The sequence below is a fragment of the Spirillospora sp. NPDC048824 genome (assembly GCF_043198455.1).
Taxonomy (GTDB): Bacteria; Actinomycetota; Actinomycetes; order Streptosporangiales; family Streptosporangiaceae; genus Spirillospora.
Window position 1 is genome coordinate 16978 of the sequence record NZ_JBICUS010000001.1, and the last position, 24101, is coordinate 41078.

Annotated in this window: 21 protein-coding genes; 12 read left to right on the forward strand and 9 right to left on the reverse strand. The window is 70.7% G+C overall.

Annotated elements, in window-relative coordinates:
* The first annotated feature begins 15 nt into the window (after window positions 1–15).
* Both ACGFIS_RS00085 and ACGFIS_RS00090 read left to right on the forward strand, forming a co-directional pair.
* A complete protein-coding gene (locus tag ACGFIS_RS00085) occupies window positions 16–366 on the forward strand; it encodes a metallopeptidase family protein (protein ID WP_392910093.1) in 351 nt (116 codons plus the stop codon).
* Between the two features lie 95 nt (window positions 367–461).
* Window positions 462–1808: an MFS transporter gene (locus ACGFIS_RS00090; protein WP_392910095.1), complete on the forward strand. Its 1347-nt coding sequence runs from the start codon at window positions 462–464 to the stop codon at window positions 1806–1808.
* Window positions 1809–1854: 46 nt separating this feature from the next.
* On the opposite strand, the gene ACGFIS_RS00095 is transcribed toward ACGFIS_RS00090, so the two are convergent.
* Complete coding sequence (locus ACGFIS_RS00095; protein ID WP_392910097.1) at window positions 1855–2196, reverse strand: PspC domain-containing protein; 342 nt, start codon at window positions 2194–2196, stop codon at window positions 1855–1857.
* Window positions 2197–2334: 138 nt separating this feature from the next.
* On the opposite strand from ACGFIS_RS00095, the gene ACGFIS_RS00100 reads away from it, so the two are divergent.
* Window positions 2335–3486, forward strand: coding sequence for an acyl-CoA dehydrogenase family protein (locus tag ACGFIS_RS00100; protein WP_392910099.1), 1152 nt, complete (start codon window positions 2335–2337; stop codon window positions 3484–3486).
* 99 nt (window positions 3487–3585) lie between these two features.
* On the forward strand, window positions 3586–4605 hold the full coding sequence (locus ACGFIS_RS00105) for an aspartate-semialdehyde dehydrogenase (protein ID WP_392910101.1): 1020 nt from the start codon (window positions 3586–3588) through the stop codon (window positions 4603–4605).
* A 13-nt stretch (window positions 4606–4618) separates the two neighbouring features.
* Here the strand turns inward: ACGFIS_RS00105 and ACGFIS_RS00110 are convergent, their stop codons facing one another.
* The 4 genes from ACGFIS_RS00110 to ACGFIS_RS00125 form a co-directional block, all read right to left on the reverse strand.
* Window positions 4619–4837, reverse strand: a complete 219-nt coding sequence (locus ACGFIS_RS00110) for a DUF2277 domain-containing protein (protein ID WP_392910103.1) — start codon at window positions 4835–4837, stop codon at window positions 4619–4621.
* A gap of 303 nt (window positions 4838–5140) precedes the next feature.
* Complete coding sequence (locus tag ACGFIS_RS00115; protein ID WP_392910105.1) at window positions 5141–6664, reverse strand: M28 family peptidase; 1524 nt, start codon at window positions 6662–6664, stop codon at window positions 5141–5143.
* 71 nt (window positions 6665–6735) lie between these two features.
* Window positions 6736–9144, reverse strand: coding sequence for a M4 family metallopeptidase (locus tag ACGFIS_RS00120; protein ID WP_392910107.1), 2409 nt, complete (start codon window positions 9142–9144; stop codon window positions 6736–6738).
* A 331-nt stretch (window positions 9145–9475) separates the two neighbouring features.
* On the reverse strand, window positions 9476–10504 hold the full coding sequence (locus ACGFIS_RS00125) for an alpha/beta hydrolase (protein WP_392910109.1): 1029 nt from the start codon (window positions 10502–10504) through the stop codon (window positions 9476–9478).
* 134 nt (window positions 10505–10638) lie between these two features.
* Here ACGFIS_RS00125 and ACGFIS_RS00130 point away from each other — a divergent pair, with 134 nt between their 5' ends.
* The gene (locus ACGFIS_RS00130) at window positions 10639–11370 is read left to right on the forward strand and encodes an isocitrate lyase/phosphoenolpyruvate mutase family protein (RefSeq protein ID WP_392910111.1); all 732 of its coding nucleotides are present in this window, start codon (window positions 10639–10641) and stop codon (window positions 11368–11370) included.
* A 101-nt stretch (window positions 11371–11471) separates the two neighbouring features.
* Window positions 11472–12296, forward strand: coding sequence for an oxygenase MpaB family protein (locus ACGFIS_RS00135; RefSeq protein ID WP_392910113.1), 825 nt, complete (start codon window positions 11472–11474; stop codon window positions 12294–12296).
* A 6-nt stretch (window positions 12297–12302) separates the two neighbouring features.
* On the opposite strand, the gene ACGFIS_RS00140 is transcribed toward ACGFIS_RS00135, so the two are convergent.
* Window positions 12303–13220, reverse strand: coding sequence for a hypothetical protein (locus tag ACGFIS_RS00140; RefSeq protein ID WP_392910115.1), 918 nt, complete (start codon window positions 13218–13220; stop codon window positions 12303–12305).
* A 401-nt stretch (window positions 13221–13621) separates the two neighbouring features.
* Here ACGFIS_RS00140 and ACGFIS_RS00145 point away from each other — a divergent pair, with 401 nt between their 5' ends.
* Together ACGFIS_RS00145 and ACGFIS_RS00150 are read left to right on the forward strand one after the other, a co-directional pair.
* Complete coding sequence (locus ACGFIS_RS00145) at window positions 13622–14416, forward strand: GntR family transcriptional regulator (protein WP_392910117.1); 795 nt, start codon at window positions 13622–13624, stop codon at window positions 14414–14416.
* A gap of 81 nt (window positions 14417–14497) precedes the next feature.
* The gene (locus ACGFIS_RS00150; RefSeq protein ID WP_392910119.1) at window positions 14498–15160 is read left to right on the forward strand and encodes a hypothetical protein; all 663 of its coding nucleotides are present in this window, start codon (window positions 14498–14500) and stop codon (window positions 15158–15160) included.
* Window positions 15161–15166: 6 nt separating this feature from the next.
* Here the strand turns inward: ACGFIS_RS00150 and ACGFIS_RS00155 are convergent, their stop codons facing one another.
* Together ACGFIS_RS00155 and ACGFIS_RS00160 are read right to left on the reverse strand one after the other, a co-directional pair.
* Window positions 15167–16882 (reverse strand): BCCT family transporter, encoded by a 1716-nt coding sequence (locus ACGFIS_RS00155; RefSeq protein ID WP_392910121.1) that lies wholly within the window; start codon window positions 16880–16882, stop codon window positions 15167–15169.
* A gap of 95 nt (window positions 16883–16977) precedes the next feature.
* Entirely contained in the window at window positions 16978–18159 is a 1182-nt protein-coding gene (locus ACGFIS_RS00160; protein ID WP_392910123.1) for a pyridoxal phosphate-dependent decarboxylase family protein, read from the reverse strand.
* 70 nt (window positions 18160–18229) lie between these two features.
* Between ACGFIS_RS00160 and ACGFIS_RS00165 the strand changes: the two genes are divergently transcribed.
* A complete protein-coding gene (locus ACGFIS_RS00165; RefSeq protein ID WP_392910125.1) occupies window positions 18230–18853 on the forward strand; it encodes a helix-turn-helix domain-containing protein in 624 nt (207 codons plus the stop codon).
* Between the two features lie 34 nt (window positions 18854–18887).
* On the opposite strand, the gene ACGFIS_RS00170 is transcribed toward ACGFIS_RS00165, so the two are convergent.
* On the reverse strand, window positions 18888–19748 hold the full coding sequence (locus tag ACGFIS_RS00170) for a helix-turn-helix transcriptional regulator (protein ID WP_392910127.1): 861 nt from the start codon (window positions 19746–19748) through the stop codon (window positions 18888–18890).
* A 128-nt stretch (window positions 19749–19876) separates the two neighbouring features.
* On the opposite strand from ACGFIS_RS00170, the gene ACGFIS_RS00175 reads away from it, so the two are divergent.
* The 3 genes from ACGFIS_RS00175 (at window position 19877) to ACGFIS_RS00185 (ending at window position 24066) form a co-directional block, all read left to right on the forward strand.
* On the forward strand, window positions 19877–20872 hold the full coding sequence (locus tag ACGFIS_RS00175) for an aldo/keto reductase (protein ID WP_392910129.1): 996 nt from the start codon (window positions 19877–19879) through the stop codon (window positions 20870–20872).
* Between the two features lie 372 nt (window positions 20873–21244).
* Entirely contained in the window at window positions 21245–22837 is a 1593-nt protein-coding gene (locus ACGFIS_RS00180) for an AMP-binding protein (protein ID WP_392910131.1), read from the forward strand.
* Window positions 22834–24066 carry an acyl-CoA dehydrogenase family protein gene (locus ACGFIS_RS00185; RefSeq protein ID WP_392910134.1) on the forward strand — a complete coding sequence of 411 codons (1233 nt, stop codon included), beginning with the start codon at window positions 22834–22836 and terminating at the stop codon, window positions 24064–24066. The genes ACGFIS_RS00180 and ACGFIS_RS00185 overlap by 4 nt, the downstream gene beginning before the upstream one ends.
* Window positions 24067–24101: the final 35 nt, after the last annotated feature.

Consider the following 24101-nt stretch of genomic DNA (forward strand, 5'->3'; position numbering starts at 1 on the left):
CTTCTGTCGAGCAGAATGGCCAGTGTGATCGAGTTGTCGCGTGACGCGTTCGAGGACCTGGTGGGCGAGGCCCTCGACACGATTCCACCCGAGTTGACCGCCCGCATGCGCAACGTCGTCATCGTCGTCGAGGACGATGCGCCTGAACGCGGACTTCTCGGCCTGTACCAAGGCGTACCCCTCACTGAGCGCGGCGACTGGTACGGCGCCGTCCTTCCCGATCACATTTCGATCTACCGCAATGAGATTCTCGAAATTTGTGACACCCCGGACGACGTGGTGGAAGAGGTTCGGATCACCGTGGTGCATGAGATCGCTCACCATTTCGGGATCGATGACCGGAGGCTACACGAACTCGGATACTGAGCCGGTGAATTGCGCACTGTAGGTCACACAACTGCCACGCAGCGTGAGTTAATGGAAGGGTCGCCCAACACCGGGCGGGCTGAACTGGAGCGTGCGTGGCGGGAAGGCAGACCGGGCGGCATCGTCGTCCCCCGGAGCAGCAGGCGACCTACCGCGAGGTGTTCGCGGTCGGTGAGTTCCGTGCCCTGTGGCTGGCGCAGGCGCTGTCGTTCATCGGAGACCAGCTGGCACAGGTCGCCCTGGCCGTCCTCGTGTACGACCACACCAGGTCGGCGCTGCTGACCGCGCTGGTGTACGCGCTGACGTACATTCCGCCGATCGTGGGCGGGCCTGTGCTCTCCGGGCTGGCCGACCTGTTCCCCCGCCGCACCGTCATGGTCGTCTGCGATGTGGTGCGGGCGGGGCTCGTGACGTTCATGGCGCTGGTGCCGATGCCGGTCGCCGCGCTGTCGGTCCTGGTGTTCTTGACGGTCCTGTTCGGCACCCCGTTCTCCGCGGCCCGCGCCGCGACCCTCCCGGACGTGCTGGAGGGCGACCGGTTCGTGGCGGGGACGGCGATCAACAACATCACCCACCAGGGCACGCAGATGCTCGGGTTCCTGGCGGGCGGCGCGGTCGTCGCCGTCGTCGGGACGCATGAGGCGCTCGCCCTGGACGCGCTGACGTTCGGCGCCTCGGCCGTCATCCTGATCGGCGGGCTGCGGCGGAGGGCGGCGCCCAAGCGGCGGCGCGGGGGCGACTCGCTCGGCCTGTGGCGCGGCACGCGGGACGGTGCGCGGCTCGTGTTCGGCGACCCGGTGCTGAGGTCGCTGGTGCTGTTCGCGTGGCTGTGCGCGTTCTACGTGATCCCGGAGGGGCTCGCCGCGCCGTATGCGGCGACGTTCGGCGGCGGCGCGGTCACGGTGGGCCTGCTGCTGTCGGCGATGCCGACGGGGATGGTCGTGGGCGCGCTGCTGTTCAGCCGGTTCGTCCGCCCCACGAACCGGCTGCGCGCGATGGGGTGGATGTCGATGCTCGCGTGCCTGCCGCTGATCGGGGCGGGCCTGCACCCGCCGCTGTGGGGCGTCGTCGTGCTGTGGGCGCTGTCGGGCGTCGGCAGCGCCTACCAGCTCGCCGCCAACGCGGCGTTCGTGACCGCGGTGCCGGCGGCGGGACGCGGGCAGGCGTTCGGTCTCGCCCAGTCCGGCATCCTCGCCGGGCAGGGCGCAGGCATCCTCGTCGGCGGCGCCATGGCGCAGGTCCTCGGGCCGGAGACGGTGGTGGCGCTCGCGGGCGTGGTCGGCCTGTCGGCCGCGGCGATGCTCACGCTCGTGTGGAACCGGCTCCGCGGCGGTGTCATCGGCGGCGTCCGGGAGCGCGCCGAGCCCGTCGTCGTCGCCGCGTCCCACGCGGGCGGCGACGACCTGCACGGCGGCGTCAGCCGCTCGGCGTCCGCCTCCTAGGCGCCCGCGATCGAGGGCGCCCGGCCTCCACCGCTCGGGCCGCGTCCTAGGCGTTCGTGCGGTTCTTGTTCTTGTTGACCGCGTCCTTGGACTTCTGGACGGCGTCCTGGATGGTCGGGGAGTCGCTCGCCTTCTTGAACCAGTCCTCGGCGAGCGACTTCGGCGCGCCCTCCTCGGGGATGATCACCCAGGCGATGGCGTACAGCGCGATCCCGGCGCCGCCGAACAGGGTGAAGACGGCGAGTCCGAGCCTGATGATGTTGGCGTCGACGCCGAGGTACTGCGCGGCGCCCGAGCAGACGCCGGCGAGGATCCGGCCGTCGCGCGTGCGTCGCAGCTTCTTGTCGGTGCTTTCCGGGGTTCCGGTGGTGTTCTTCTCCATGTCCATGCCTCGATCATGCCCATCGGCGGGCGACTCTTACATCCGGATTCGCCCTGATCGATCCCTGAGTGAACCCCTGCCCGGTCCCAGTGCCGTCCCCGACGTACCCTCATGGGCGGAACCGCCCCGCAGGAGGAGGCCGACATGGACGTGCTGCGCGTCGACGACCAGCTCACCGACGAGGAACGGATGGTCCGCGACACCGTGCGCGCCTTCGTGGCGGAACGGGTCGCGCCCCGGGTGGCCGGCTGGTTCGAGGACGGCACGTTCCCCGTCCGGGAGCTGGCCCCCGAGCTGGGCAGGCTCGGGCTGCTCGGCATGCACCTGAAGGGCCACGGCTGCGCCGGGATGAGCGCAGTCGCGTACGGGGTGGCGTGCCGCGAACTGGAGGCCGCCGACTCGGGGCTGCGCAGCTTCGTCTCCGTCCAGGGGTCCCTGGCGATGGCGGCGATCCACAAGTACGGGTCGGAGGAGCAGAAGGGCGAGTGGCTGCCGAGGATGGCGGCGGGGGAGGCGGTCGGCTGCTTCGGCCTGACCGAGCCCGACCGCGGCTCCGACCCCGGCACCATGCTGACCCGCGCCCGCCGGGACGGCTCCGACTGGATCCTGAACGGCGCCAAGATGTGGATCACCAACGGGTCCGCCGCCGACATCGCGGTCGTGTGGGCGCAGGCCGACGACGGCATCCGCGGATTCCTCGTCCCGAAGGGCACGCCCGGGTTCACGACGGGCGACATCCACCAGAAGATGTCGCTGCGCGCGTCGGTCACGTCCGAGCTGGTCCTGGACGACGTGAGGGTCCCCGCGGACGCGATGCTCCCAGGGGTGCGGGGTTTGAAGGGGCCGCTCGGCTGCCTGTCCGAGGCGCGCTACGGCATTCTGTGGGGCGCGATCGGCGCCGGACGGTCCTGCTACGAGACGGCCGTCGAGTACGCCAAGACCCGTGAGCAGTTCGGCAAACCCATCGGGTCGTTCCAGCTCACGCAGGAGAAACTCGCCTGGATGGAGGTCGCGCTCGGGCAGGCCGGCCTCGTCGCCCTGCACATCGGGCGCCGCAAGGACGAGGGGACCGTCACGCCGCAGCAGGTCTCGTTCGGCAAGCTCGCGAACGTCCGCGCCGCGCTGGACGTCGCCAGGCAGGCCCGCACCGTCCTCGGCGCCAACGGGATCACGCTCGAATACCCGGTGATCAGGCACATGAACAACCTGGAGAGCGTCCTCACCTACGAGGGGACGCAGGAAGTGCATCTGCTCACGCTCGGGAAGGCCGTCACCGGCCTGGACGCGTTCCGTTAAGGAGGGCTTGAACCCTCCACGTAGGGTTATTGACTGGACGTCCTGCCACGGACCTGGGCAGACTCACCCGCCCAGGTCGGATCTACCAGAGGGAGCGGCATGAGAGTCGGCATCGTCGGGGCCACCGGACAGGTCGGGGCCAAGATGCTCGAAATCCTGGCCGAACGCGGATTCCCCGTCGACGAGCTGCGGCTGTTCGCCTCGGCCCGGTCGGCGGGACGCAAGCTGCCGTGGAACGGCGCCGAGGTCACCGTCGAGGACGCGGCGGCCGCCGACTACTCCGGCCTGGACGTCGTGCTGTTCTCCGCGGGCAAGACCACCTCGAAGGCGCTCGCGCCGAAGGTCGCCGCCGCCGGCGCCGTCGTGATCGACAACTCTTCGGGCTGGCGGCTGGACCCCGACGTCCCGCTCGTGGTCGCCGAGGTCAACCCGCACGCCGTGGCGAACCGCCCCAAGGGGATCATCGCCAACCCGAACTGCACCACGATGGCCGCGATGCCGGTGCTGCGGCCCCTGCACGACGAGGCGGGGCTGTCCGCGCTCGTCGTGTCGACGTACCAGGCCGTGTCCGGCAGCGGCCTCGCGGGCGTCGCCGAGCTGCACGACCAGGCGTCCAAGGTCGTCCAGAACGCCGACCGGCTCACCAACTCCGGCTCCGCCGTGGAGTTCCCGGAGCCGGGCGTGTACGTGCGGCCGATCGCGTTCAACGTCCTGCCGATGGCCGGGTCGATCGTCGAGGACGGCCTGGCGGAGACCGACGAGGAGCAGAAGCTCCGCAACGAGAGCCGCAAGATCCTGGAGATCCCGGAGCTGAAGGTGTCGGGCACCTGCGTCCGCGTACCCGTCTTCACCGGGCACTCCCTGCAGGTCAACGCCCGGTTCGACCGTCCGATCAGCCCGGAGCGGGCCGGTGAGCTGCTGGCGGGCGCCCCCGGCGTCGTCCTGTCGGACGTCCCGACGCCGCTGCAGGCCGCCGGCCAGGACCCGACGTACGTGGGCCGCATCCGCCGCGACGAGACCGTCGACAACGGCCTCGCCCTGTTCTGCGCGGGCGACAACCTCCGCAAGGGCGCGGCCCTCAACACCGTCCAGATCGCCGAACTGGTCGCCGCCGAATAGCGGCCGGGTACGTCTAGCTCGCGCGGCTGCCCCGGACCTCCAGGGAGTCCAGGAGGGCGGCGGTGCTGCGGGCGATCTCTTCGACGGCCCGGTCGAACGCCTCCGCGTTGTGGGACGCGGGGGCGCGGAACCCCGAGATCTTGCGGACGTACTGGAGCGCTGCCGCCCGGACGTCCTCGTCGGTCACGTCGGCGGAGTACGGCGGACGGAGCGTCTTGATGCTGCGGCACATGCCCCCATTGTGCCTCGGGCCCCGGACGTTTCACGGCCGGACGTTCACGGCCCCCCGGCGCTGCGAGCGCCGGGGGGCCGGGCGGGGGGCGGGGTCCCCGGTGGTGCGGCGGTGTGCACGATCCGGGCCGAGATTCGTCCCGTGCGACCGCCTGCGGTCAGCCCTGGGGGGCGGGGGGCTGTCCAAAAATGCACCGTGACGACCGGCCGGGTCAACGGATCAAGCCGCCACTGGATTTTCAATGCCGCTGAACAGGGCCGTGGAAAACTCTGAAACCGGCTCCTGAGCAGCGCGGACGCCCCCCTACTTGGTGATCGTTATGTTGTCCAGCCCGGCCTCCACGAGGCTTCCGGTGCCCGCGTCGGCGGCCTCCACGAGGATGCGGACGGTCTGCCCGGCGTAGGCGGAGACGTCGGCGCTGTGCGTCTGCCAGTTGCCCGACCGGTTCGTCGCCGCGCCCGCCTGGTTCAGGACGGTCGTCGACCCGTTCGGCCCCACGACCGACACCCGCAGGAAGTCGGACGAGGAACTGTTGTCCAGGTGGGCGAGGTACCAGGCGAACGACAGGGTCCGCGTCCCGGCCGGCAGCGGGATCTCCGCCGACCGGATGCTGCTGGTGCCGCCGTCCAGGTCGTAGGACCCGGCGCCGGACCCGGCCGCGGCGCCCGTCGTCAGCGCGCCGCTGCCGCCGGCCGCGGACAGCTGGAGGCTGGTGCCCGACCAGCTCGTCGGCTGCGGGGTACCGCGCTCCCACGTGCCCGCGGTGGCCGAGTCGGTGCCGCCCGGGTCGGCCGTCCAGGAGGTGCCGGATTCGAGGTCGTCGGAGTAGACGGTGTCACCGGGCGGCTCCTGCGTCCCGCCGTCGCCGCCCAGCGTCCAGACGGCGTGGGCGATGGCGTCGGAGTTGCGGTCCAGCGCGGTGTCGTTGATGTTGGACGTGGTGTCGCAGTACGCGTGGTAGCAGCGGTCGAACGCGACGCCGGCCTGGCCGCCCCACATCTGCGCCTGCGCGGACGTCTTGCGTCCTTCGGCGCCGGTGAACAGCCCGCCGGCGGGGATGCCGACCCGGATGAACGGGCCGTAGTCGGAGCGTCCGTCGAACGCGGTGTCCTGGACGGGCACGTTGATGGTGGCGAAGTGGCTCCGCAGCACCTGTTCGATCTCGGCGGAGCCGGCGGGGCCGCCGCTTCCGCTGGACCCGTCGCCGTCGTAGGCGAAGTAGCCGGGGTTGGGGGAGCCGATCATGTCGAAGTTGAGGTAGCCGCCGATGTCCGACCGTTCGCCGGACGACAGGTTGTTGACGTAGTACGTCGACCCGACGAGGCCGAGTTCCTCGGCGCCCCACCAGGCGAACCGCAGGTGCCGGTCGGGCTGGTAGTCCTCCCGGGCGACGGCGAGCGCCGTCTCCAGGATCGCGGCGGAACCGGAGCCGTTGTCGTTGATCCCGGGCCCCGCGGTGACGCCGTCGAGGTGCCCGCCGACCATCAGGGTGTCGTTGGTGTCGCCGCCCGGCCAGTCGGCGATCAGGTTGTAGCCGGTGGCGCCGCTGTAGCTGAACGACTGGATGCTGGTCTGGTATCCGGCCGCGTCCAGCCTGCCCTTCACGTAGTCGAGGGAGGCGCGGTAGCCGGGACGGCCGTGGGCGCGGTTTCCGCCGTTGCTGTCAGCGATGTTCTGGAGCTGCGACAGGTGGGCCTTGACGTTCGCGAGCGGGATGTCGGGGGCGGCCACGGCCGCGGAGGGCGCCGCCGACGCGGTGGCGCCGGGCAGGAGGGCGGCCACCAGCAGGGCCGCCGTGCCCAAGGTCGCGATCTTGCGCGATCTCATGTGTTCCTCCAGTGGGAGAGCGGCCCGTGACGGGGGAGCGGGCCCCGTCACGGGCCGCGGACGGGGGGCGGTCAGGAACTGGTGATCAGGATGTTGTCGATGCCGGCCTCGACGAGGCTGGCGGTGCCGGCGTCGGCCGCGTCGACCACGATGCGGACGCTCTGGCCGGCGTAGGCGGACAGGTCGTACGTCGCCGTCCGCCACGCCCCGCCGTTGTTCGCGGCGGCGCCGGCCTGGTTCAGCACGGTGCTCGACCCGTTCGGCCCGACGACGCGGACCCGCAGGTAGTCGGCCGTCGAGCTGTTGTCCAGGTGGGCGAGGTACCAGGAGAAGCTCAGCGACAGGGTGCCGCTGGGCAGGCTGATCGCCGGCGACCGGACGCTGGTGACGCCGCCGTCGAGGTCGTAGCTGCCCGCGCCCGTCCCGGCCGCCGCGCCGGTGACCAGGTCGGCGCTGCCGCCGGCCGCGCCGATCTGCAGGTTCGTCCCCGACCAGCTGGTCGGCTGCGGGGTGCCGCGCTCCCAGGCCCCCGCGGACGCGGTGTCGGTGCCGTCAGGGTCGGTCGTCCAGCCCTGGCCGGACTCGAAGTCGTCCGAGAAGACCGTGCCCTGCTGGCCGTCGCCGACGGTCAGCGTGAACGTGGCGGTCCGCTCGACGGAGGCGCCCTCGGCGAGGACGGTCAGCCGGTACGTGCCGTCAGCGGTTCCGGACGGGACGTTCACCGTCATCGTGGACGACTGGCCCGTCGTCACGGTGCTCGGCGAGAACGTCGCGGTCGGGCCGGACGGGCTGCTCGTCGCCGACAGCGAGACCTGCTGGGCGCTGCCGCCCGTGGTCTGCGTGCCGACCGTCGCGGTCGCCGTCCCGCCCGCCTGGGTCCGGCCGGTGCCGGGGCTCAGCGAGATGGAGAAGTCGTTCTGCTGGGTGCCGCAGCCCGCCTCGCCGCTCTGCGCCGGGACGTTGACCGCGCTCCAGGCCGCCTTCACCGCGTTGCACTCGGTGGCGGACCCGGGGAACAGCTGCAGTGCCGCGTTGACCGTCTCGACGCGCGCCCTGGCGTGGCTCCAGTTCGACACCTTGCGGTTCAGGCCGCCCATGAAGATCTGGCCGGCCTTCTGGACGCCGATGCCGGTGACGGTCGAGCCGTTGCATGTGGGGCTGCTCGGCCCGTCGCTGGGGTTGGAGCCCTCGGCGAGCAGGTAGAACCAGTGGTTCTGCGGGCCCGCGGCCGCGTGCACCTCGGTGCTCGGGATCGAGGACGAGTAGCAGTTCGGGTCGCCGAGCGCGCCCGGGTTGTACATGTTGCGGATCGGGCCCGAGCCGACCAGGTCGACCTCCTCGCCCACCAGGTAGTCCGGCGGGTCCAGGTTGGACGGCTCGTTCATGTAGAACTCGGTCAGCGCGCCGAAGATGTCGCCGGCCGACTCGTTCATGCCGCCCTTCTCGTTGCCGTTGCCGCCGCCGGCGCCGCCGGGGGTGGTGCTGAAGACGGCGTGGCCGTTCTCGTGCGCGACGACGTCGGCGCCCGTGGCCTGCCGGGTACCGGACGAGTTGCGGCCGTAGTTGGTGTAGCTGCCGTTCCAGTACGCGTTGGCCTGGTTCAGGCCGACGCGCATGGGGAAGCCGCCGCCGCTGCCGTCGATGCCGTTGCGGCCGAGCCACTCGTCCAGCATGTCCCACTCCTTCTGGAGTGCATGCATGGCGTCGACGCAGGCGGTCTCCAGGCTGGTGCCGCTTCCGTTGCCCCAGGCGCTGTCGCTGCCGGTGTAGGTGGATCCGTTCTGGCCGCCGCACCGGACGCCGGAACGCTGCGGGTCGCTCATCGACGTCGCCGCGGTGCTGATGTCGACGGTGCCGTGGTAGTAGCTCACGTCGTCGGCCGCGTCCATGACCTCGTCCCAGGTCCGGACGACCTTGCCGGTCTTGGCGTCGACGAACACGTGCAGCTTCGTCGGAGCCTTCTTCTGGACGCCGCTGACGACGGTCTCGTAGACGAGGCGTCCCGAGCCTTCGGCCATGACCTTCAGGACGGGCGTGGACGCGCTCTCGACCTTGGACACGCGGGCGCGGGAGGTCTTCGCGGCCTGCGCCGCCGAGACCTCCGCCGTGGTCGAGACGTCGAGCTTCCGGGTCTGCCCGACGGACGTGCTCAGCACTCCGCCGCTCGCGTTGGTGGTGACGACGAAGTCGCCGCCGTACACGGGCAGGCCGTCGTAGGTGCGATCGTAGGAGACGTGCTGGAGGCCGTTGAGGCCGGACGTGACGCCGCGCCGGACGATCTTCTCTTCGGGGGCCTTCTTGAACTCTGCGGGCTTCGCCGCGACCAGGCGGTCCGCCGAGGCGGCGGCGACGGTGCGGGGGTCCGGCTTCGCCGGGGCCGCTGGGGCGGTGCGGATCGTCGCACCTGTGGCGGGAACGGACATCGCCACGGCGAGGCCGGCGGACAGTACCGCCGCCCCGAACGCGGTCTGGTGTCTCACGGGGGGTGCTCCTTCCACGTGCCGGGCAGGGCGGGGCACGTGGACGTCCTTGTGGGAGCGTTCCGCGGGCCCGCCGCCCGTCCGGCGGGGTTGGGATGGGGGGACTCATCCGGATGAGCTGCCCCGAAGTGCACTCCCTGGTGTGAAAAGTGTCAATGAATCCATTTAAGACTGGATTTTCAATTCCCGCGGAGCTGTTAATGGAAGTTCGGAAAACAGGGTTTACGCAGCGCGGACGGGCCGGGCCGGTCGAGCCGGCCCGGCCCGTCCGCCGGGGAACGTTCGATGCCGGGTGAGCGTTCGGCGGCCGCCCCGGCCCCGCGCCGCCGCGTCAGGGAGCGATCTTGTGGCAGAGCCAGGAGAGGGCGAGCGGGTAGCGGTAGTCGATGCCGCCGTGCCCGGCGTCGAACAGCTCGAAGTGGATCACGTCCTCGGCGACGCCCGCGTCCAGCAGGGCCCGGTGGAACGCCTGCGCGCCCACGTCCAGATACCACTCGTCGCGCGTCCCGCCGTCGATCCAGATCGCCCGCTGCGAACGCATCGCCTCGGCGTGGCCCGGAACCATCCGCACCGGGTCCCAGGCGAGCCAGCGCTCCCAGACGTCCTGGCGGATCACGCCGTTCACCGGGTCGAACGGCAGCTCGGGCGTGCCGTCGTCGCGCGCGGAATAGCACAGGGCCATGCCGAGGATGTTGAGCAGTTCCATGTCCTCGGGCTTGGTGAACGACGTGCGCCCGTTGAAGTCGGCCCACCACCGCCAGATATCGCCGTCGTACTTGCGCAGATGCCGGACGCATTTGGGGAACTCGGTCAGGTAGCAGTACTCGAACAGGGCGTCGCCCGCGTGCGTCGCGAGCGCGCCGAACAGGTCGGGGCGCAGCATCGGCGTGATCATCGCGCCGTAGCCGCCGCTGGACTTGCCGCTGACCGCCCGGTGCTCCGGCGCGTCCAGTGTCCGGTAGTGCCCGTCCACCCACGGGACGACCTCGTCGCAGATGTAGGAGTGGTAGCGGCCCGTGCCGGGCGAGTCGACGTACTGGCTGCCGCCGTGCGCCGTCCACGCGTCCACGAACACCACGACCGCGGGCGGCGCCTCCCCGGACGCGAACACCGCGTCGGCCGTCTCGGGGAACGGCTGCCGGTAGGGCATCCGGTTACGCCAGATCCCGACATGCCCGGTGAATCCGGTGATGACGTACACGCTGGGGTAGCGGCGCCTCGGCTCGTCGTCGTAGCCCGGCGGTACGTACACCAGGACGGGACGCTCGTGCGGATCCTTCAGCGGGTTGCCGCGCAGCAGCTCACTGCCGACGACGTGCTCTTCCAGGCGTCCGGCGAACTCGGCGGACCACGGCAGCATGCGGACTCCCTCATCGCGGGGCGTTGATCACCTCGACGCTAACCCAGGCCGCCGTGCGCCGCGCAACATCGGGCCCGGGTGTCACACTCCGGTAGTCCGGCCGGTCCAGTGTCGAAAAGGGGAAGGAAGTCCAGATGACCGAACACGCCAGGCGTCTCCGCGAACTGCACCGTCCCGGGGACCCGCTCCTTCTGCCGAACGTCTGGGACGCCGCGAGCGCCACCACCGTCGAGGAGGCGGGATTCCCGGCCCTCGCCACCGCGAGCGCCGCCGTCTCCGCCATGCTCGGCTATCCCGACCACGAGGGCGCGCCGGCCGAGGAGATGTTCGCCGCCGCCGGACGCATCGTCCGCGCCGCCGCCGTCCCCGTGACCGTGGACGCCGAGGCCGGCTATGGGCTGCAGCCCGCCGAGCTGGTCGAACGCCTCCTGGCCATCGGTGCGGCCGGCTGCAACCTGGAGGACACCTACGCCGGGGAACTCGCCGAGCCCGAGACGCAGGCCGGGTACCTCGCCGCCGTCCGGGACGCCGCCGGCGACGCCCTGGTGATCAACGCCCGGGTCGACACGTTCATCGCACAGGCCCCGGATCCGCTCGACGCCGCGATCGCCCGCGGCCGCCTGTACCTGGAGGCCGGCGCCGACTGCGTCTACCCGATCATGGCGCCCATGGACGCCGTCCCGTCCCTGGTCAAGGGGCTGCCGGGGCCCGTCAACGCGAACAACTTCCCCGGCTCGTCCCTCACCGACCTGGCCGCCACGGGCGTCGCCCGCGTCTCCTACGGCCCGATGCCCTACCTCCAGGCACTGGAGGCGCTGAAGACGTTCGCGGCCCGCGTCCTGGCCAAGGAGGACCCCTACATCTGACCCGTGTGAGGGCGCCCACTTCCGGGCGCCCTTGCAAGTACTCACTTACGGTGGCACAGTGAGACGAAAATCGCCTCTATGTATCAGGGAGTGAGGCCGGTATGACCGCGACCGCAGAGGACACGTCCGCGGACGTCCTCCAGGAGTCCATGAGCGGCCTCGCGCTCGCCGCCGCCGCCGCGAACGTCGTCATGCAGCTCGCCCGCCTCCCCGTCGGGCACGGCGTGGCCAACAGCAAGGTCGACAGCGGCCGCGTCGACAAGCACCCGGTCAAGCGGACCCGCACGACCCTCACCTACCTCGCCGTCGCGCTGCTCGGCACCGAAGACGAGCGTAAGGCGATGCGACTGGAGGTCAACCGCGCCCACCGGCAGGTCTTCGCGAAGGAACCCGTCCCGTACAACGCCTTCGACCCCGAACTGCAGCTCTGGGTCGCCGCCTGCCTCTACCAGGGCGTCGAGATCATCCACCGCACCCTCTACGGCGAACCGTCCCCCGAGGAGGTCGCGGAACTGTACCGGGCCGGCGCCCGCCTCGGCACCACCCTCCAGGTCAAGCAGGAGATGTGGCCGGCGGACCGGGCCGCCTTCGAGGCGTACTGGCAGGACGGCCTCAGCAAGATCGAGATGGACGACCTCACCCGGGGCTACCTGCGCGACCTGACCGAACTCCGCTTCGTGCCCGCCCCGCTGCGCCTGCCGTTCGCCCGGACGAACCGCTTCCTGACCCTGGGCTTCCTGCCCCAGCGGTTCCGCGACGAACTCGGCTACACCTGGACGCCCCGCGACCAGCGCCGCTTCGACCGCCTCACCCGCGTCCTGGCGCGCACCAACGGCGTCCTGCCCCGCGCGGCCCGCGAATTCCCCTTCAACTACTACCTCCACGACTTCCGCCGCCGCCTCAAGAAGAACCGCCCCATCGTCTGACCGGGGTCAGGTCGCACGGCGACGCCGTTCGAAGAGGTGCTTCCTGCCCTGCGGTGAGGCGAACATCGCCGCGGCATCATGCCCCACCCCGGGAACGTGCACCAGCTTGTGAACGGGGCGCCGCGCTTTGTCGCTCAGGTATCTGTGGTAGTTCTCGCCACGCTCTCTTCTCGTGCGCCCCTGCGCTTCGGCGGCGGGGTGGACCTCCAGGAGGACCGCGCCGGGATCGGCGTCCTCCGCACCGAGCAGATAGACGACGTCCCTCTCGATGTAACGATCGAAATGGGCCTGGCCCGACTTCTCCTCGCCGACATAGTCGGGGACGCCGCCGCCGAATCCGTACCGCCACTGATCGACTTCGAGATCGTCGTGAGGAATGAAGGATTCGTCCTTCGGGCGGCTCTTGTCGAAATACAGATAGGTCGACGGATTGGCGACGACGAACCGGACGGAGACCTGGAGATCGTCGGGCCCGCGCCCCACGGCCGCGTAACGGTTGACGAACTGGCCGCCCGCCGAGTTGCCGACGATGGTCACCCTGTGAAGATCTTGGAATTGACCCAGCCTGTCCAGGAGTTCGTCCATGACCGTGAACGAGCTGATCTCGCCGAGGCCGCCCTTCCAATCCTCGGTGCCCCAGTGCAGGTAGCCGGCCCGCTCCCCGCGGCCGCGCACGTCGTCCTCGGTGAGGAACTGCGGCGCGACGACCAGCCGGTGCCTGGACGGTTTGATCGACCGGAAGTAGTCGCCGGCGTTCCGCAGCGCACCGTGCACGACGATGACGGCTTCGGTCAGCCCGCGACGCGGCTCGTCCAGTGAGGCGGACGAGAAGTGGGCGAGCCTGCCGCCGCTGATGAGCAGCTCCTGATCGCCCAGTTCTGCGATCGCCTCGTGCTGGATGTCGGCCTGGTTGGCAAAGGTCATCCGTTCCCCTCAAAGAGGCGCCCGCCGTGCTCGGTCCCTACCCATTCGGGCGCCGGTCAGCAGATCATGCAAGATGACCACGGGAAGTTGAAGAAAGAGCGCCGGGGATCGCGGAACCCTTGCACGTGAATGAGGGAGAGCTAACCAGTTGCCGGCGCCCCTGTCTCGCGAATGCCGGTACCGGCCCGGCGGTCGCGGGGACTTTCCTCACCGAGTGGGCGTTAGATCCTGCCTTGTCGGTTTCTCTGGTGCCCACTGGCCACTCAAGGCCCATCCGCACCACGAGCATCGCGGACGAGGGAAGGGTCGACCCGTAGGTGAGGTACCTATGTCCTCGGCGGGAAGCGTCATCGCGGGCGTTGGCGGTGACAATGGGATCGACTCGGCTGGAAGGCATTCCCATGGGCGTCGCGCTGCATATGGAGATCGCCGACAAACTCCGCGAGAGGATCAGGTCGGGGGACCTGGCACCCGGTGATCGACTGCCCACCGAGCCCGAACTGGAGCGCCTTTTCGGCGCTTCCAGAAACACGATCAGGATCGCCGTGACCAATCTCGTCCACGAGGGATTGATCCAAATCCAGCCGGGCCGTGGAATGTTCGTCCCGAAGGGGCCGATCCCGTTCTTCGTGATCCTTTCCCGGGAGGAGGGCGGGGACGGGACGGACTCGCCGCTGGACTCCTACAGCTCCGGCGTCCGGGCGGCGGGGCGCAAACCGAGCATTCGCGACTTCGAGATGAGGATCGAGTATCCCGGCCGGGAGGTCGCCGGATGGCTGGAGATCGACGAGGACACCCAGGTCGTCGTGCGTGGCTCCAGGCGGTTCATCGACGACATCCCGTACTCGCTGCAGAGCTCGTACTACTCGATGGACCTCGTGCGCGGTACCGAGCTTGAGAGCAGGAAGAAGATCCCCCGGGGGACGATCCGGGCGCTCGCGGAGCTGGGGTACGTGCAGACCGGATACCGCGACGAGATCGTCGCCCGGATGCCGACGCCGGAGGAGAGGACGTTCTTCCGGATCGGGCCGGGGATCCCCGTCGTCGTCGTCTACCGCATCGCCTACACCAACGACTCCACGCCGATCCGCCTGACGGTCACCACGTATGCGGCGGATCGCAACCGGCCGTCCTACGACATCGGAGAGGTCCCCGAACGACCCATGGCCACGGGGCAGATCTCCATCGTGGGGTAGCGCTCACGCGTCCACCTGGGGCGGAGGGGCCGCCCCGTAGCTAGGCAGGTGGCTCACATTTCGCGGACACTGCATTGCGGCATGTTCGCCGTCGACATCGCGTCCTTCGGGTCGCGCCACGATCCGGCCGTCCAGCGGCACCTCCGCTCGTCGATCCACCGGATCGTGCGGGAGTCCTGCCAGGCGGTCGGGCTGAGCTGGGACGCCTGCTACTCCGAGGACCGCGGGGACGGCCTGTTCGTCATCGCGGGGCCCGAGGCCGGGATCGACGACCTCCTGGGACCGCTGGCAATCCAGTTGCTCGGCGGCGTCCGGCGCCACAACAGGCTGGCCAACCGGGAGGCGCAGATCCGGCTCCGGGTCGCCGTCAACGCCGGGTACATCCAGTTCGACGACCACGGTGCCACCGGTGTGGCGCTCAACCACCTCTTCCGGCTGCTCGACGCCGCGCCACTGAAGTACAAGCTCGCCGAAGTCTCGGGCGACTTCGCGCTCATCGTCTCCCATCGCCTTTTCGAAGAGGTCGTCGTGCACAGCGTCGGGGTGATCGAGCCGTCTTCGTTCATGTGCGTTCCCGTCAAGGTCAAGGAGACCCACGACCGGGGGTGGGTGTGGATGCCGCCTGCCTCCGGGTCTGTGCGGTCCGGTCTCGACGCGGAGGTCGTGGCGTCCGACGAACGGCTGCTCGGGCTTCTGGCCGCGTTGGTGCGGCAGCTGGACGAGCTCGTTCAGCGGCGGGTCTGACCGGGGTCAGGGGTGGGTGGGGGGTTTGCCGGTGGCGGGTTCGTCGTTGGAGGAGGGTTCGATCACCAGCTCGAACTCGCCGCGGTGCTCCCGGGTGCCCGTCATGACGGCGTCCTCGAGGACTTCGGCGCCCTTGTTCTGACGCTGCATCATCGGGTCGCTCCGGACGTCCTTGGTCAGGGAGACGCAGAGCAGGATCAGCACGAGCGCGAACGGCAGCGCGCCGATGAAAGTGACGTTCTGGATGCCGTTCAAGGCCTTGTCGCCGCCGATCGCGAGCATGACCGCGGCGACGCCTCCGGTCATGGCGCCCCAGAAGATGACGATCCAGCGGGACGGGGTGGTCGAGCCGCGCTGCGACAGGGTGCCCATGACGACCGAGGCCGCGTCCGCGCCGGACACGAAGAAGATCGCGACGAGGATCATCACGATGATCGCGGTGATCGCCTCCCACGGCAGCTGGCCGAGCACGTTGAACGTGATCTGCTCCTCTGAGCCGTTCCCGTACGGGTTGCTGCCGCCGCGCTGCTCGCTGATGGCCGCCCCGCCGAAGATGGCGAACCAGATGAGGCTGACCACGCTCGGCACGAGGATCACGCCGGCCACGAACTGGCGGATGGTGCGGCCGCGGCTGATCCGGGCCAGGAACATGCCGACGAACGGCGTCCAGGAGATCCACCACGCCCAGTAGAAGATCGTCCAGTTGCCGAGATACGTGTCCATCGCCTCGCCGCCCGTGGCGCCCGAGCGGGAGGCCATCTCGCCGAAGTCCTGGATGTACACGCCGATCGAGGTGGGCAGCAGTTCGAGGATGAACACCGTCGGGCCGACCACGAACACGAAGATCGCCAGAACGGCGGCCAGGACCATGTTGATGTTGGACAGGTACTGGATGCCGCGGGCGATGCCGGACACGGCCGACACGACGAAGCAGATCGTCAGGACGATGATGATCAGGATGAGGACGGTGGTGCCGAGGGTCTCGATCCAGCCGGCCTCCTGCATCCCGGTGCGGATCTGCAGGGCGCCGATGCCGAGGGAGGCGGCGGAGCCGAACAGGGTGGCGAACAGGGCGAGGATGTCGATGAGCTTGCTGACCGGGCCGCTGGCGTGGCGGCGCCCGAGCAGCGGCGTGAAGGCCGCGCTGATCAGCTGGCTGCGGCCCCGCCGGTAATGCCCGTACCCGATCGCCAGGCCCAGCACCGCGTAGATCGACCACGGATGCAGGGTCCAGTGGAACATGGTGGTGGCCATGGCCGTCTCGATCGCCGGCTCGCTCTGCGCCGGGTCGGTTCCCGGGGGCGGCTCGACGTAGTGCATCAGCGGTTCGGCCGCGCCGAAGAACATCAGCCCGATCCCCATGCCCGCGCTGAACATCATCGCGACCCAGGAGACGGTGCGGAACTCCGGTTCCTCGTCCTCCCGGCCGAGGGGGATCTTGCCGTACCGGCTGAACGCCAGCCACAGCGAGAAGATCACGAACCCGGTCGCGGCGAGGACGAACAGCCAGCCCACGTTCGCGAGGAGCCAGTTCAGCGTCGACTGCGCCGTCGAACTGAGGCTGTCGGTCCAGGCCGCGCCCCAGAGCACGAAGGCCAGCGACAGCACCGCTGTGACGCCGTAGACGATCCAGTCGGTGCGGGTGCGATTCCCCTTCTCGGGGGAAATGGGGAAGCCGGGCCCGTCGTCCCGCCCGCCTGGCTCGGGCTCGATCGTCTTCATGTTGCTCTGCTTTCCCCAAAGAAACGCTGTTCAGTTACCCGGCAGAGCAATTCATTCTCGACCTGCGCACATCCGGCGGGCCGGGCGTGCGCGTCTCACGCCGCGGCCTTCCGGGCGTCGTTCACCGCCCGGACGAGTTCGTCCACGTCAGCGGACGTGGTGCGGTGGCTGATGACGCAGGCGCGGAGGGCGGCGCGTCCGTCCAGCCGGACGGGACACTGCTGCCCGGACGTGTACGGGTCGACGGTGTCGGGGACATCGGCCGGCATGTAGGACGTGGTGACCCGGAAGGTCTCCGCGAGCCCCTCGGCGTCGGTGGACAGGAGGGCGCCCGCGCCCATCGGGACGCTCAGCCACTTGTGCGCGTCCAGGGTGATCGAGTCGGCGCGCTCGATGCCGGCCAGCGCGGGCCGCAGCCGGTCGGAGAGCGCCGCCGCACCCCCGTAGGCGGCGTCCGCGTGGAGCCGCATGCCGAGGTCGCCGCAGAGGTCGGCCAGCTCGTGCAGCGGGTCGATGACCCCGGCGGCGGTGGTCCCGGCCGTCGCGACGACGAGGAACGGCAGGTCGCCGTTCGCCCGGTCGGCCGCCACCCGGCGGGCCAGGCGGCGCACGTCCAGTCCCAGGCCGGGCCCGGTGGGGACGAGGCGCACGGCGTCCCGTCCGATGCCGGTGGCGTGCGCGATCTTCAACCAGGCGAGGTGGCTCTCCGCGGACGCGTACATGACGGGACGCCCGTTCAGCGCCCGCAACCCCTCGGCGCCGTACCGCGGCCAGGTTCTCGTGAGGGCCAGCAGCACGGCGGTCATGTTCGCCTCCGCGCCGCCGCTGGTGAACGACCCCGCCACCGTCTCGGGCGGGTAGCCCAGCCGTCCGCCGAGGAACCGCAGCAGATGGGCTTCGATCTCCGCCGCCGCGGGCGCGTGCGACCACGCGGCGAGCTGCGGGTTGAACGCGGCGGCCAGGGCGTCGCCGACGACTCCCATCAGGGCCGGCGTGGGGTTGAACAGGCCGAAGTAGCGGGGATGCGTCGTGTGGACGGTCGCGGCCCGCAGCAGCTCGGCGACCTCGTCGATCACCGCCTCGGGATCGGCCGGGCGGTCGAAGTCGTACGCGCCGACGGCGGCCCGGAGGCGCCGGACGTCCACCGGCGCGCTCACGTCCCGCCCGGCGATCAGCTCGCGCTCGTCCCGGAGCACGCCGGCGACGTGCCGCCACAGCCGTTCCGCCACCTGCTGCGGCGGATCGAAGGAAGCACGTCCGACAGGGAAATCGTCCATGCCTTCACCCTTGTGCCCCGGCGGAACCGCTCCAAGTGGCAGAAACGACCATTACCGCTAAATTAATGACATGCACACCCTGGCCGTGGCCGTGGCCGTCACCGAAGGCGTGCCGATCTTCGAGCTGGCCATCCCGTGCGAGGTGTTCGGCTACCACCGGCCCGGGCTCACCACGTCCTGGTACGACTTCCGCGTGTGCGCCGCCGCCGGGCTCGACCTGTGCCTCCACATCGTCCGCACCGACCACGGCGCCGCCGTCGCCGGAGCCCTCGCCAAACGCCTCGTCATGCCCGCACACCGTCCGGGCGGCCAAGCCCAGTACATAGACGCGGGCGCGGCCGTCCAGAACGCGGAAGAGCTGGGCCCCCTCCTCGACTGGGTTCGCGAACGCCTGCACGAACCACTGACCGTCACCATCCTGGCCCGCCAGGCCAACGTCACCACCCGCACCCTCATCCGGCGCTTCCACTCCGTCACCGGGACGACGCCCATGGCCTGGGTGCGCGGCATGCGCATCGACTACGCCCGCGAGCTGCTGGAGACCACGTCCCTGCCCGTGGAACAGGTGGCCCAATGCTGCGGTCTCGGCAGCCCGGCCAACCTGCGCCACCACTTCACCCGCACCGTCGGCGTCCCCCCGACCGCTTACCGGCGCGCGTTCTCGTCCCGTCCCTGGCAGCCGCCGCCGCGGTGACGGCCGCACCGGTACGGCCGCGCGTACGGCCGGTTCACCGTGCGGGCGTGCCCGTCGCCCCCGCGGGGAACTCCTCGATGCCGAGCACCCGCAGCAGCTCCAGCCGTTCGCGGGCCTCGTCGTCCGCCGGGGTGAGCACCACCAGCTGCTGACCCTGGTCCGGGGTGACGAGGGTTTCGCAATCCATCGTCAGCAGGCCCACGCGGGAGTGCCGCACGGTCTTGCGGTCGGCGCGCCGGACCGCCACCTCGTGCTCGGCCCAGAGCCGCCGGAAGTCGGCGCTCGCGGCCCGCAGCCGCTCGACGAGCCCGGCGACCACGGGGTCGCCGGTCCGGCGTCCGGCGGTCGCGCGCAGGTCGGCGACGAGCTGACGGCCCTGATGCTCCTGCTCCTCGGGCGGCTGTGCGGCGCGTGCGGCGGGCTCGGTGAACCAGCGGTACACGACGTAGCGCCGGTCGCCGGAGAAGCCCGTGTGATCGCCCGACAGCAGGACGGACGCCCGGTTCTGGGCGAGGACCTCTCCCAGGTCGGACACCACCATGGCCGGGGTGCCGCCGAGCAGGTCGAGCATGCGCACCAGGCCGGCGCGGGCCAGGCGGGCCGCCCCGTCGGCGGGCGGGGGCCGGTGGCCGGCCAGGTGGAACAGGTGGGCGCGTTCGTCGTCGGACAGGCGCAGCGCCCGGGCCAGCGCGCCGAGCAGCTGGGTCGAGGGCTGACTGCTGCGGCCCTGCTCAAGGCGTACGACGTAGTCCACCGACATGCCGGCGAGCATCGCCACCTCCTCCCGGCGCAGGCCGGCGGTGCGGCGGCGGGGTCCTTCGGCGAGCCCCACCTCGGCCGGGCGGATCGCCTCGCGGCGGCGGCGCAGGAAATCGGCGAGTTCGTCACGGCGCATGGCTCCATGGTGCCTCGCGGCGGACGAGCCCATCCAGGGAGCGGCTCTCCCACGATGAACGCTCCTCTCCCGTGCGCCGCCGCGCGTACGCAAGGTGGGTGACAGAGCGACGACGAAGGAGAAGCACGATGCAGACACGAACGCTGGGCAAGACCGGCCCGGCCGTTTCCGCGCTGGGCCTGGGCGCGATGGGCATGTCGGGCGCTTATGGCGCGGCCGACCGCACGGAGAGCATCGCCACCGTGCACGCCGCGCTGGAGGCCGGCGTCACGCTGTTCGACACCGGCGACTTCTACGGCATGGGCCACAACGAGTCGCTGCTCGCCGAGGCGCTGCGCGGCCGGGACCGTGACGGCTACCGGCTGAGCGTCAAGTTCGGCATGCTGCGGGGTCCGGGCCACGAGTTCAGCGGGATCGACGGCCGTCCCGAGGCGGTGAAGAACTTCCTGGCCTACTCGCTGACCCGGCTGGGCACCGACCACGTCGACATCTACCGTCTCGCCCGGCTGGACCCGGCGGTACCGATCGAGGAGACGGTCGGCGCGATCAAGGAGATGGTGGACGCCGGGCACGTGCGGCACATCGGGCTCTCGGAGGTCGACGCCGCGACGATCCGCCGGGCGCACGCCGTGCACTCGATCGCCGACCTGCAGATCGAGTACTCGCTGATCTCCCGGGCGGTGGAGGCGGAGGTCCTGCCGACGCTGCGGGAGCTCGGCATCGGCCTGACCGCCTACGGCGTCCTCAGCCGCGGCCTCATCTCCGGGCACTGGGCCCCCGGCCGCACCGCCGGCCCGGGCGACGGCCGCGGTTTCAGCCCGCGGTTCTCGGCCGGGAACGTGGAGCACAACCTCGCCCTCGTGGACGCGCTGCGCCGGATCGCCGCGGCGAAGGGGGTCACCGTCGCCCAGCTGGCCATCGCCTGGGTGGCCGCACAGGGCGAGGACATCGTGCCGCTGGTCGGCGCCCGCACCCGCGAGCGGCTGGCCGAGGCGCTGCCCGCGATGGAGGTGGACCTCACCGCGGACGACCTGGCCGAGATCGAGGAGGCGGTGCCGCCGGGCGCGGCCCGCGGCGACCGTTACCCGCCCGCGTTCATGTCCGGCCTCGGCGTGGGGAACTGAGCCCGTCCCCGGTGGAACCCCGCTCCGGCGCCCAGGCCGGTCACGATCGAGGATGCCGCTCAAGCCCGCGACCGGAGCGGGGCGGGGACGGGTTACGGGCGTCACCGGGATGGTGGGGTGGGCGACCGAAATCGGGGAATGAGGGAAGTGTGGCCTTGGTCACACTTGTCGCTTCCGTCCCAGTAGATCACCACTAGAACAGTGTTGTTCCCTTTTGGTCAGTCTTGCCGGTTATAGCGTTTCGTGTTCCCCTAATTTAGGCAATGTCCGGTTGCGGATCACTCCTGGCCGATTCCATTCCACCCGAACACCGCCACCCACCGACGACGCACGCCACCTACGACGACGCACACAGCGACAGCGGAGGTCCGGATGCGCAAGGAGACGCTGGAGAGCTTCGTCCTCGGAGACGTTCTCCGGTCGCAGGCGCAGGTTCACCGAAGGCAGACGTTTCTCAAGTTCCGGGACGGCGAGATCACCTACGGCGAGGTCGACGCGACCGCCGACCGGCTGGCCCGCGCGCTGTCGGGCGCCGGAATCGGGCGCGGCGACCATGTGGGCGTGATGCTGCCCAACTGCGCCGACTTCGTCCATCTGGTCTTCGCGCTGGCGCGGCTGGGCGCGGTCGCCGTGCCGATCAACATCGCCTACCGGGGCGAGCTGCTGCGGCACGTGCTGGACAGCTCGGATTCGGGCTGGCTGGTCATCGACGGCCCGTACGCGGAACGGCTCGTCGACGTCGCGGACCGGCTGCCGAAGCTCGGCGGGGTCGTCGTGCGCGACGCGGCGGCGAACGGCGTGCTGCTCGACAGGCTCGGGAAGCCCGCGCGGGACCTTTCCGCCCTGCCGGACGACGGGGACGGGCCCGTCGAGGTGCCGGTCGGGTTCGCCGACATGCAGGCGATCATGTACACGTCGGGGACGACCGGGCCGTCCAAGGGCGCGATGGTCCCGCACGCGCTGGCACTGACCTGCGCCTACGACTCGCTGGACTTTCTCGACCGGTGGGGCAAGACGATCTACTGCCCGCTGCCGCTGTTCCACGCGGCGGCGCTGTGGGACGGGATGCTGTCGGCGCTGCTGGGCGGCGGGTCGATCGCGATCGTCGAGCGGTTCAGCGCCTCCAGGTTCTGGGACGACGTGCGCCGCTTCGACGCGCAGGTGTGCATGAGCGTGTTCTCGATGATCCCGATCCTGCTGAACCGTCCGCCGACGTCGCGGGACCGCGACCACCGGCTAGAGACGTTCTACATGGGCAAGTCGAACCTGGACGAGCCGATGCGGGAGCGTTTCGGGGTCCGGTCGGTGGAGACGTACACGAGCACCGAGGCGGGCATCGCGACCGGCAGCCCGTACGGGGAGTGGCGGACGGGCTCGTGCGGGCAGGCGCACGAGGAGCGGTTCCAGGTCGCGGTGGTGGACGAGTACGACCGGGAGGTGGGCCCGGGGGAGCCGGGTGAACTGGTGCTGCGGCCGAGGCAGCCGTTCGTGCTGACGACCGGTTACTACGGGAACTGGGAGGCGACGACCCATTGCTTCCGGAACATGTGGTTCCACACCGGAGACCGGGTATGGCGCGATGACGACGGGTACTTCTTCTTCCTCGACCGGATGAAGGACGCCATCCGCCGGCGCGGTGAGAACATCTCGGCCTTCGACCTGGAGACCGAGATCAACCAGCATCCGGCGGTGCTGGAGTGCGCCGCCATCGGCGTGCCCTCGGAGCTGGAGGACGAGGACATCAAGGTGTCGATCGTGGTGCAGCCGGACACCGGCATGGACCCGGCCGAGCTGATCGCCTACTGCGAGGAGCGGCTGCCGCGGTCGATGGTGCCGCGCTACGTCGAGTTCGTGGAGGCGCTGCCGCGCACGCCGACCGACAAGGTCGCCAAGTTCAAGCTGCGGGCGCAGGGCGAGAGCGGGATCACCGAGACGACGTGGGACCGGGAGGCGGGCGGCCGGTGAACTGGGACGACACACCGGAGCAGGCCGCGTTCCGCGAGGAGGCGCGGGCCTTTGTCAAGGAGAGGTTCCCCGCGTCGTACCGCCCGGCGGGCGGCGAGGAGCAGAGCCTTGAGCCGGAGGACGTGGCGGGCTACAACTGGCCCGTCGACCGGGTCGCCGACGATCCGGCCCGCCGCGAGGGCGCGCGGGCATGGGCGGCCGCGCTGGCGGAGCGGGGCTGGATCACGCCGCACTGGCCGCGGGAGTACGGCGGCGCCGGGCTGTCGCCGCTGGAGGAGTTCATCCTGCACGAGGAGATGATGCGGGCGCGGGTGCCGACCGTGAACGGCATCGGCGCGTTCCTCCTCGGCCCGACGCTGCTGGTGCACGGCACGGAGGAGCAGAAGGCCAGGCATCTGCCCGCGATCGCGAAGGGCGAGGCGACATGGGCGCAGGGATTCTCCGAACCGGGCTCCGGTTCCGACCTGGCGTCCCTGCGCGCGCGGGCCGTCCGCGACGGTGACGAGTACGTGGTCGACGGCCAGAAGGTGTGGACGTCCCTCGGCCAGTACGCCGACTGGCTGTTCGTCCTGGTGCGCACCGATCCCGATGCCGGGCGCCCGCACCGGGGCATCACGTTCCTGCTGGTCAAGGCGGATGCGCCGGGTGTGACGATCCGTCCCATCACCGATCTGCGCGGCGCGGCGCCGTTCTGCGAGATCTTCTTCGAGGGCGCCCGGGTCCCGGTGGCGGACCGGGTCGGCGAGGAGAACCGCGGCTGGTACGTCGCGATGTCCGCGCTCGGTTTCGAACGGGCCGGGATCGGCGCGACGATCAAGTACGAGCAGGCGCTCGCCGAGCTGGTCGCCTACCTGCGGTCGCCGGAGGGCGCGCGGTTCGGACGCTCCAGCCCCGCGCTGCGCCAGGAGATCGCCCGCCGGCAGACCGAGATCCGCGTCCTGTACAACCTGGCCCGCTACACGGTGTCGCGGCAGGCGGCGGGCGAGGAACCCGACTTTGAGGCGTCCATCAACCAGCTCTTCGGCGCCGAGCTGCACCAGCGGCTCGCCCGGACCGGCGCGCGGGCGTTCGGACGGTCCGCCGCCCTCTGGGAGCGTGACGGGGCTCCCCTCGGCGCCGCGTTCACCCACATGCGCAGGGACTCGGTGGCGTCCACCTTCCTCGGCGGCACCACCGAGATCCAGCGCAACGTCATCGCCACCCGGGGCCTGCATCTGCCCCGCGGCTGAGCACCCTGCCCCGCAGCCCGACCAACGAGGAGGAG

Bases quoted from the DNA above. Each gene is read 5' to 3' on its own strand.
- ACGFIS_RS00140 (WP_392910115.1), bottom strand. From the start codon at position 13,220: ATGACCTTTGCCAACCAGGCCGACATCCAGCACGAGGCGATCGCAGAA.
- ACGFIS_RS00105 (WP_392910101.1), top strand. From the start codon at position 3,586: ATGAGAGTCGGCATCGTCGGGGCCACCGGACAGGTCGGGGCCAAGATG.
- ACGFIS_RS00095 (WP_392910097.1), bottom strand. From the start codon at position 2,196: ATGGACATGGAGAAGAACACCACCGGAACCCCGGAAAGCACCGACAAG.
- ACGFIS_RS00100 (WP_392910099.1), top strand. From the start codon at position 2,335: ATGGACGTGCTGCGCGTCGACGACCAGCTCACCGACGAGGAACGGATG.
- ACGFIS_RS00125 (WP_392910109.1), bottom strand. From the start codon at position 10,504: ATGCTGCCGTGGTCCGCCGAGTTCGCCGGACGCCTGGAAGAGCACGTC.
- ACGFIS_RS00170 (WP_392910127.1), bottom strand. From the start codon at position 19,748: ATGCGCCGTGACGAACTCGCCGATTTCCTGCGCCGCCGCCGCGAGGCG.
- ACGFIS_RS00115 (WP_392910105.1), bottom strand. From the start codon at position 6,664: ATGAGATCGCGCAAGATCGCGACCTTGGGCACGGCGGCCCTGCTGGTG.
- ACGFIS_RS00175 (WP_392910129.1), top strand. From the start codon at position 19,877: ATGCAGACACGAACGCTGGGCAAGACCGGCCCGGCCGTTTCCGCGCTG.
- ACGFIS_RS00110 (WP_392910103.1), bottom strand. From the start codon at position 4,837: ATGTGCCGCAGCATCAAGACGCTCCGTCCGCCGTACTCCGCCGACGTG.
- ACGFIS_RS00085 (WP_392910093.1), top strand. From the start codon at position 16: ATGGCCAGTGTGATCGAGTTGTCGCGTGACGCGTTCGAGGACCTGGTG.
- ACGFIS_RS00145 (WP_392910117.1), top strand. From the start codon at position 13,622: ATGGGCGTCGCGCTGCATATGGAGATCGCCGACAAACTCCGCGAGAGG.
- ACGFIS_RS00135 (WP_392910113.1), top strand. From the start codon at position 11,472: ATGACCGCGACCGCAGAGGACACGTCCGCGGACGTCCTCCAGGAGTCC.
- ACGFIS_RS00130 (WP_392910111.1), top strand. From the start codon at position 10,639: ATGACCGAACACGCCAGGCGTCTCCGCGAACTGCACCGTCCCGGGGAC.
- ACGFIS_RS00160 (WP_392910123.1), bottom strand. From the start codon at position 18,159: ATGGACGATTTCCCTGTCGGACGTGCTTCCTTCGATCCGCCGCAGCAG.
- ACGFIS_RS00150 (WP_392910119.1), top strand. From the start codon at position 14,498: ATGTTCGCCGTCGACATCGCGTCCTTCGGGTCGCGCCACGATCCGGCC.
- ACGFIS_RS00180 (WP_392910131.1), top strand. From the start codon at position 21,245: ATGCGCAAGGAGACGCTGGAGAGCTTCGTCCTCGGAGACGTTCTCCGG.
- ACGFIS_RS00155 (WP_392910121.1), bottom strand. From the start codon at position 16,882: ATGAAGACGATCGAGCCCGAGCCAGGCGGGCGGGACGACGGGCCCGGC.
- ACGFIS_RS00165 (WP_392910125.1), top strand. From the start codon at position 18,230: ATGCACACCCTGGCCGTGGCCGTGGCCGTCACCGAAGGCGTGCCGATC.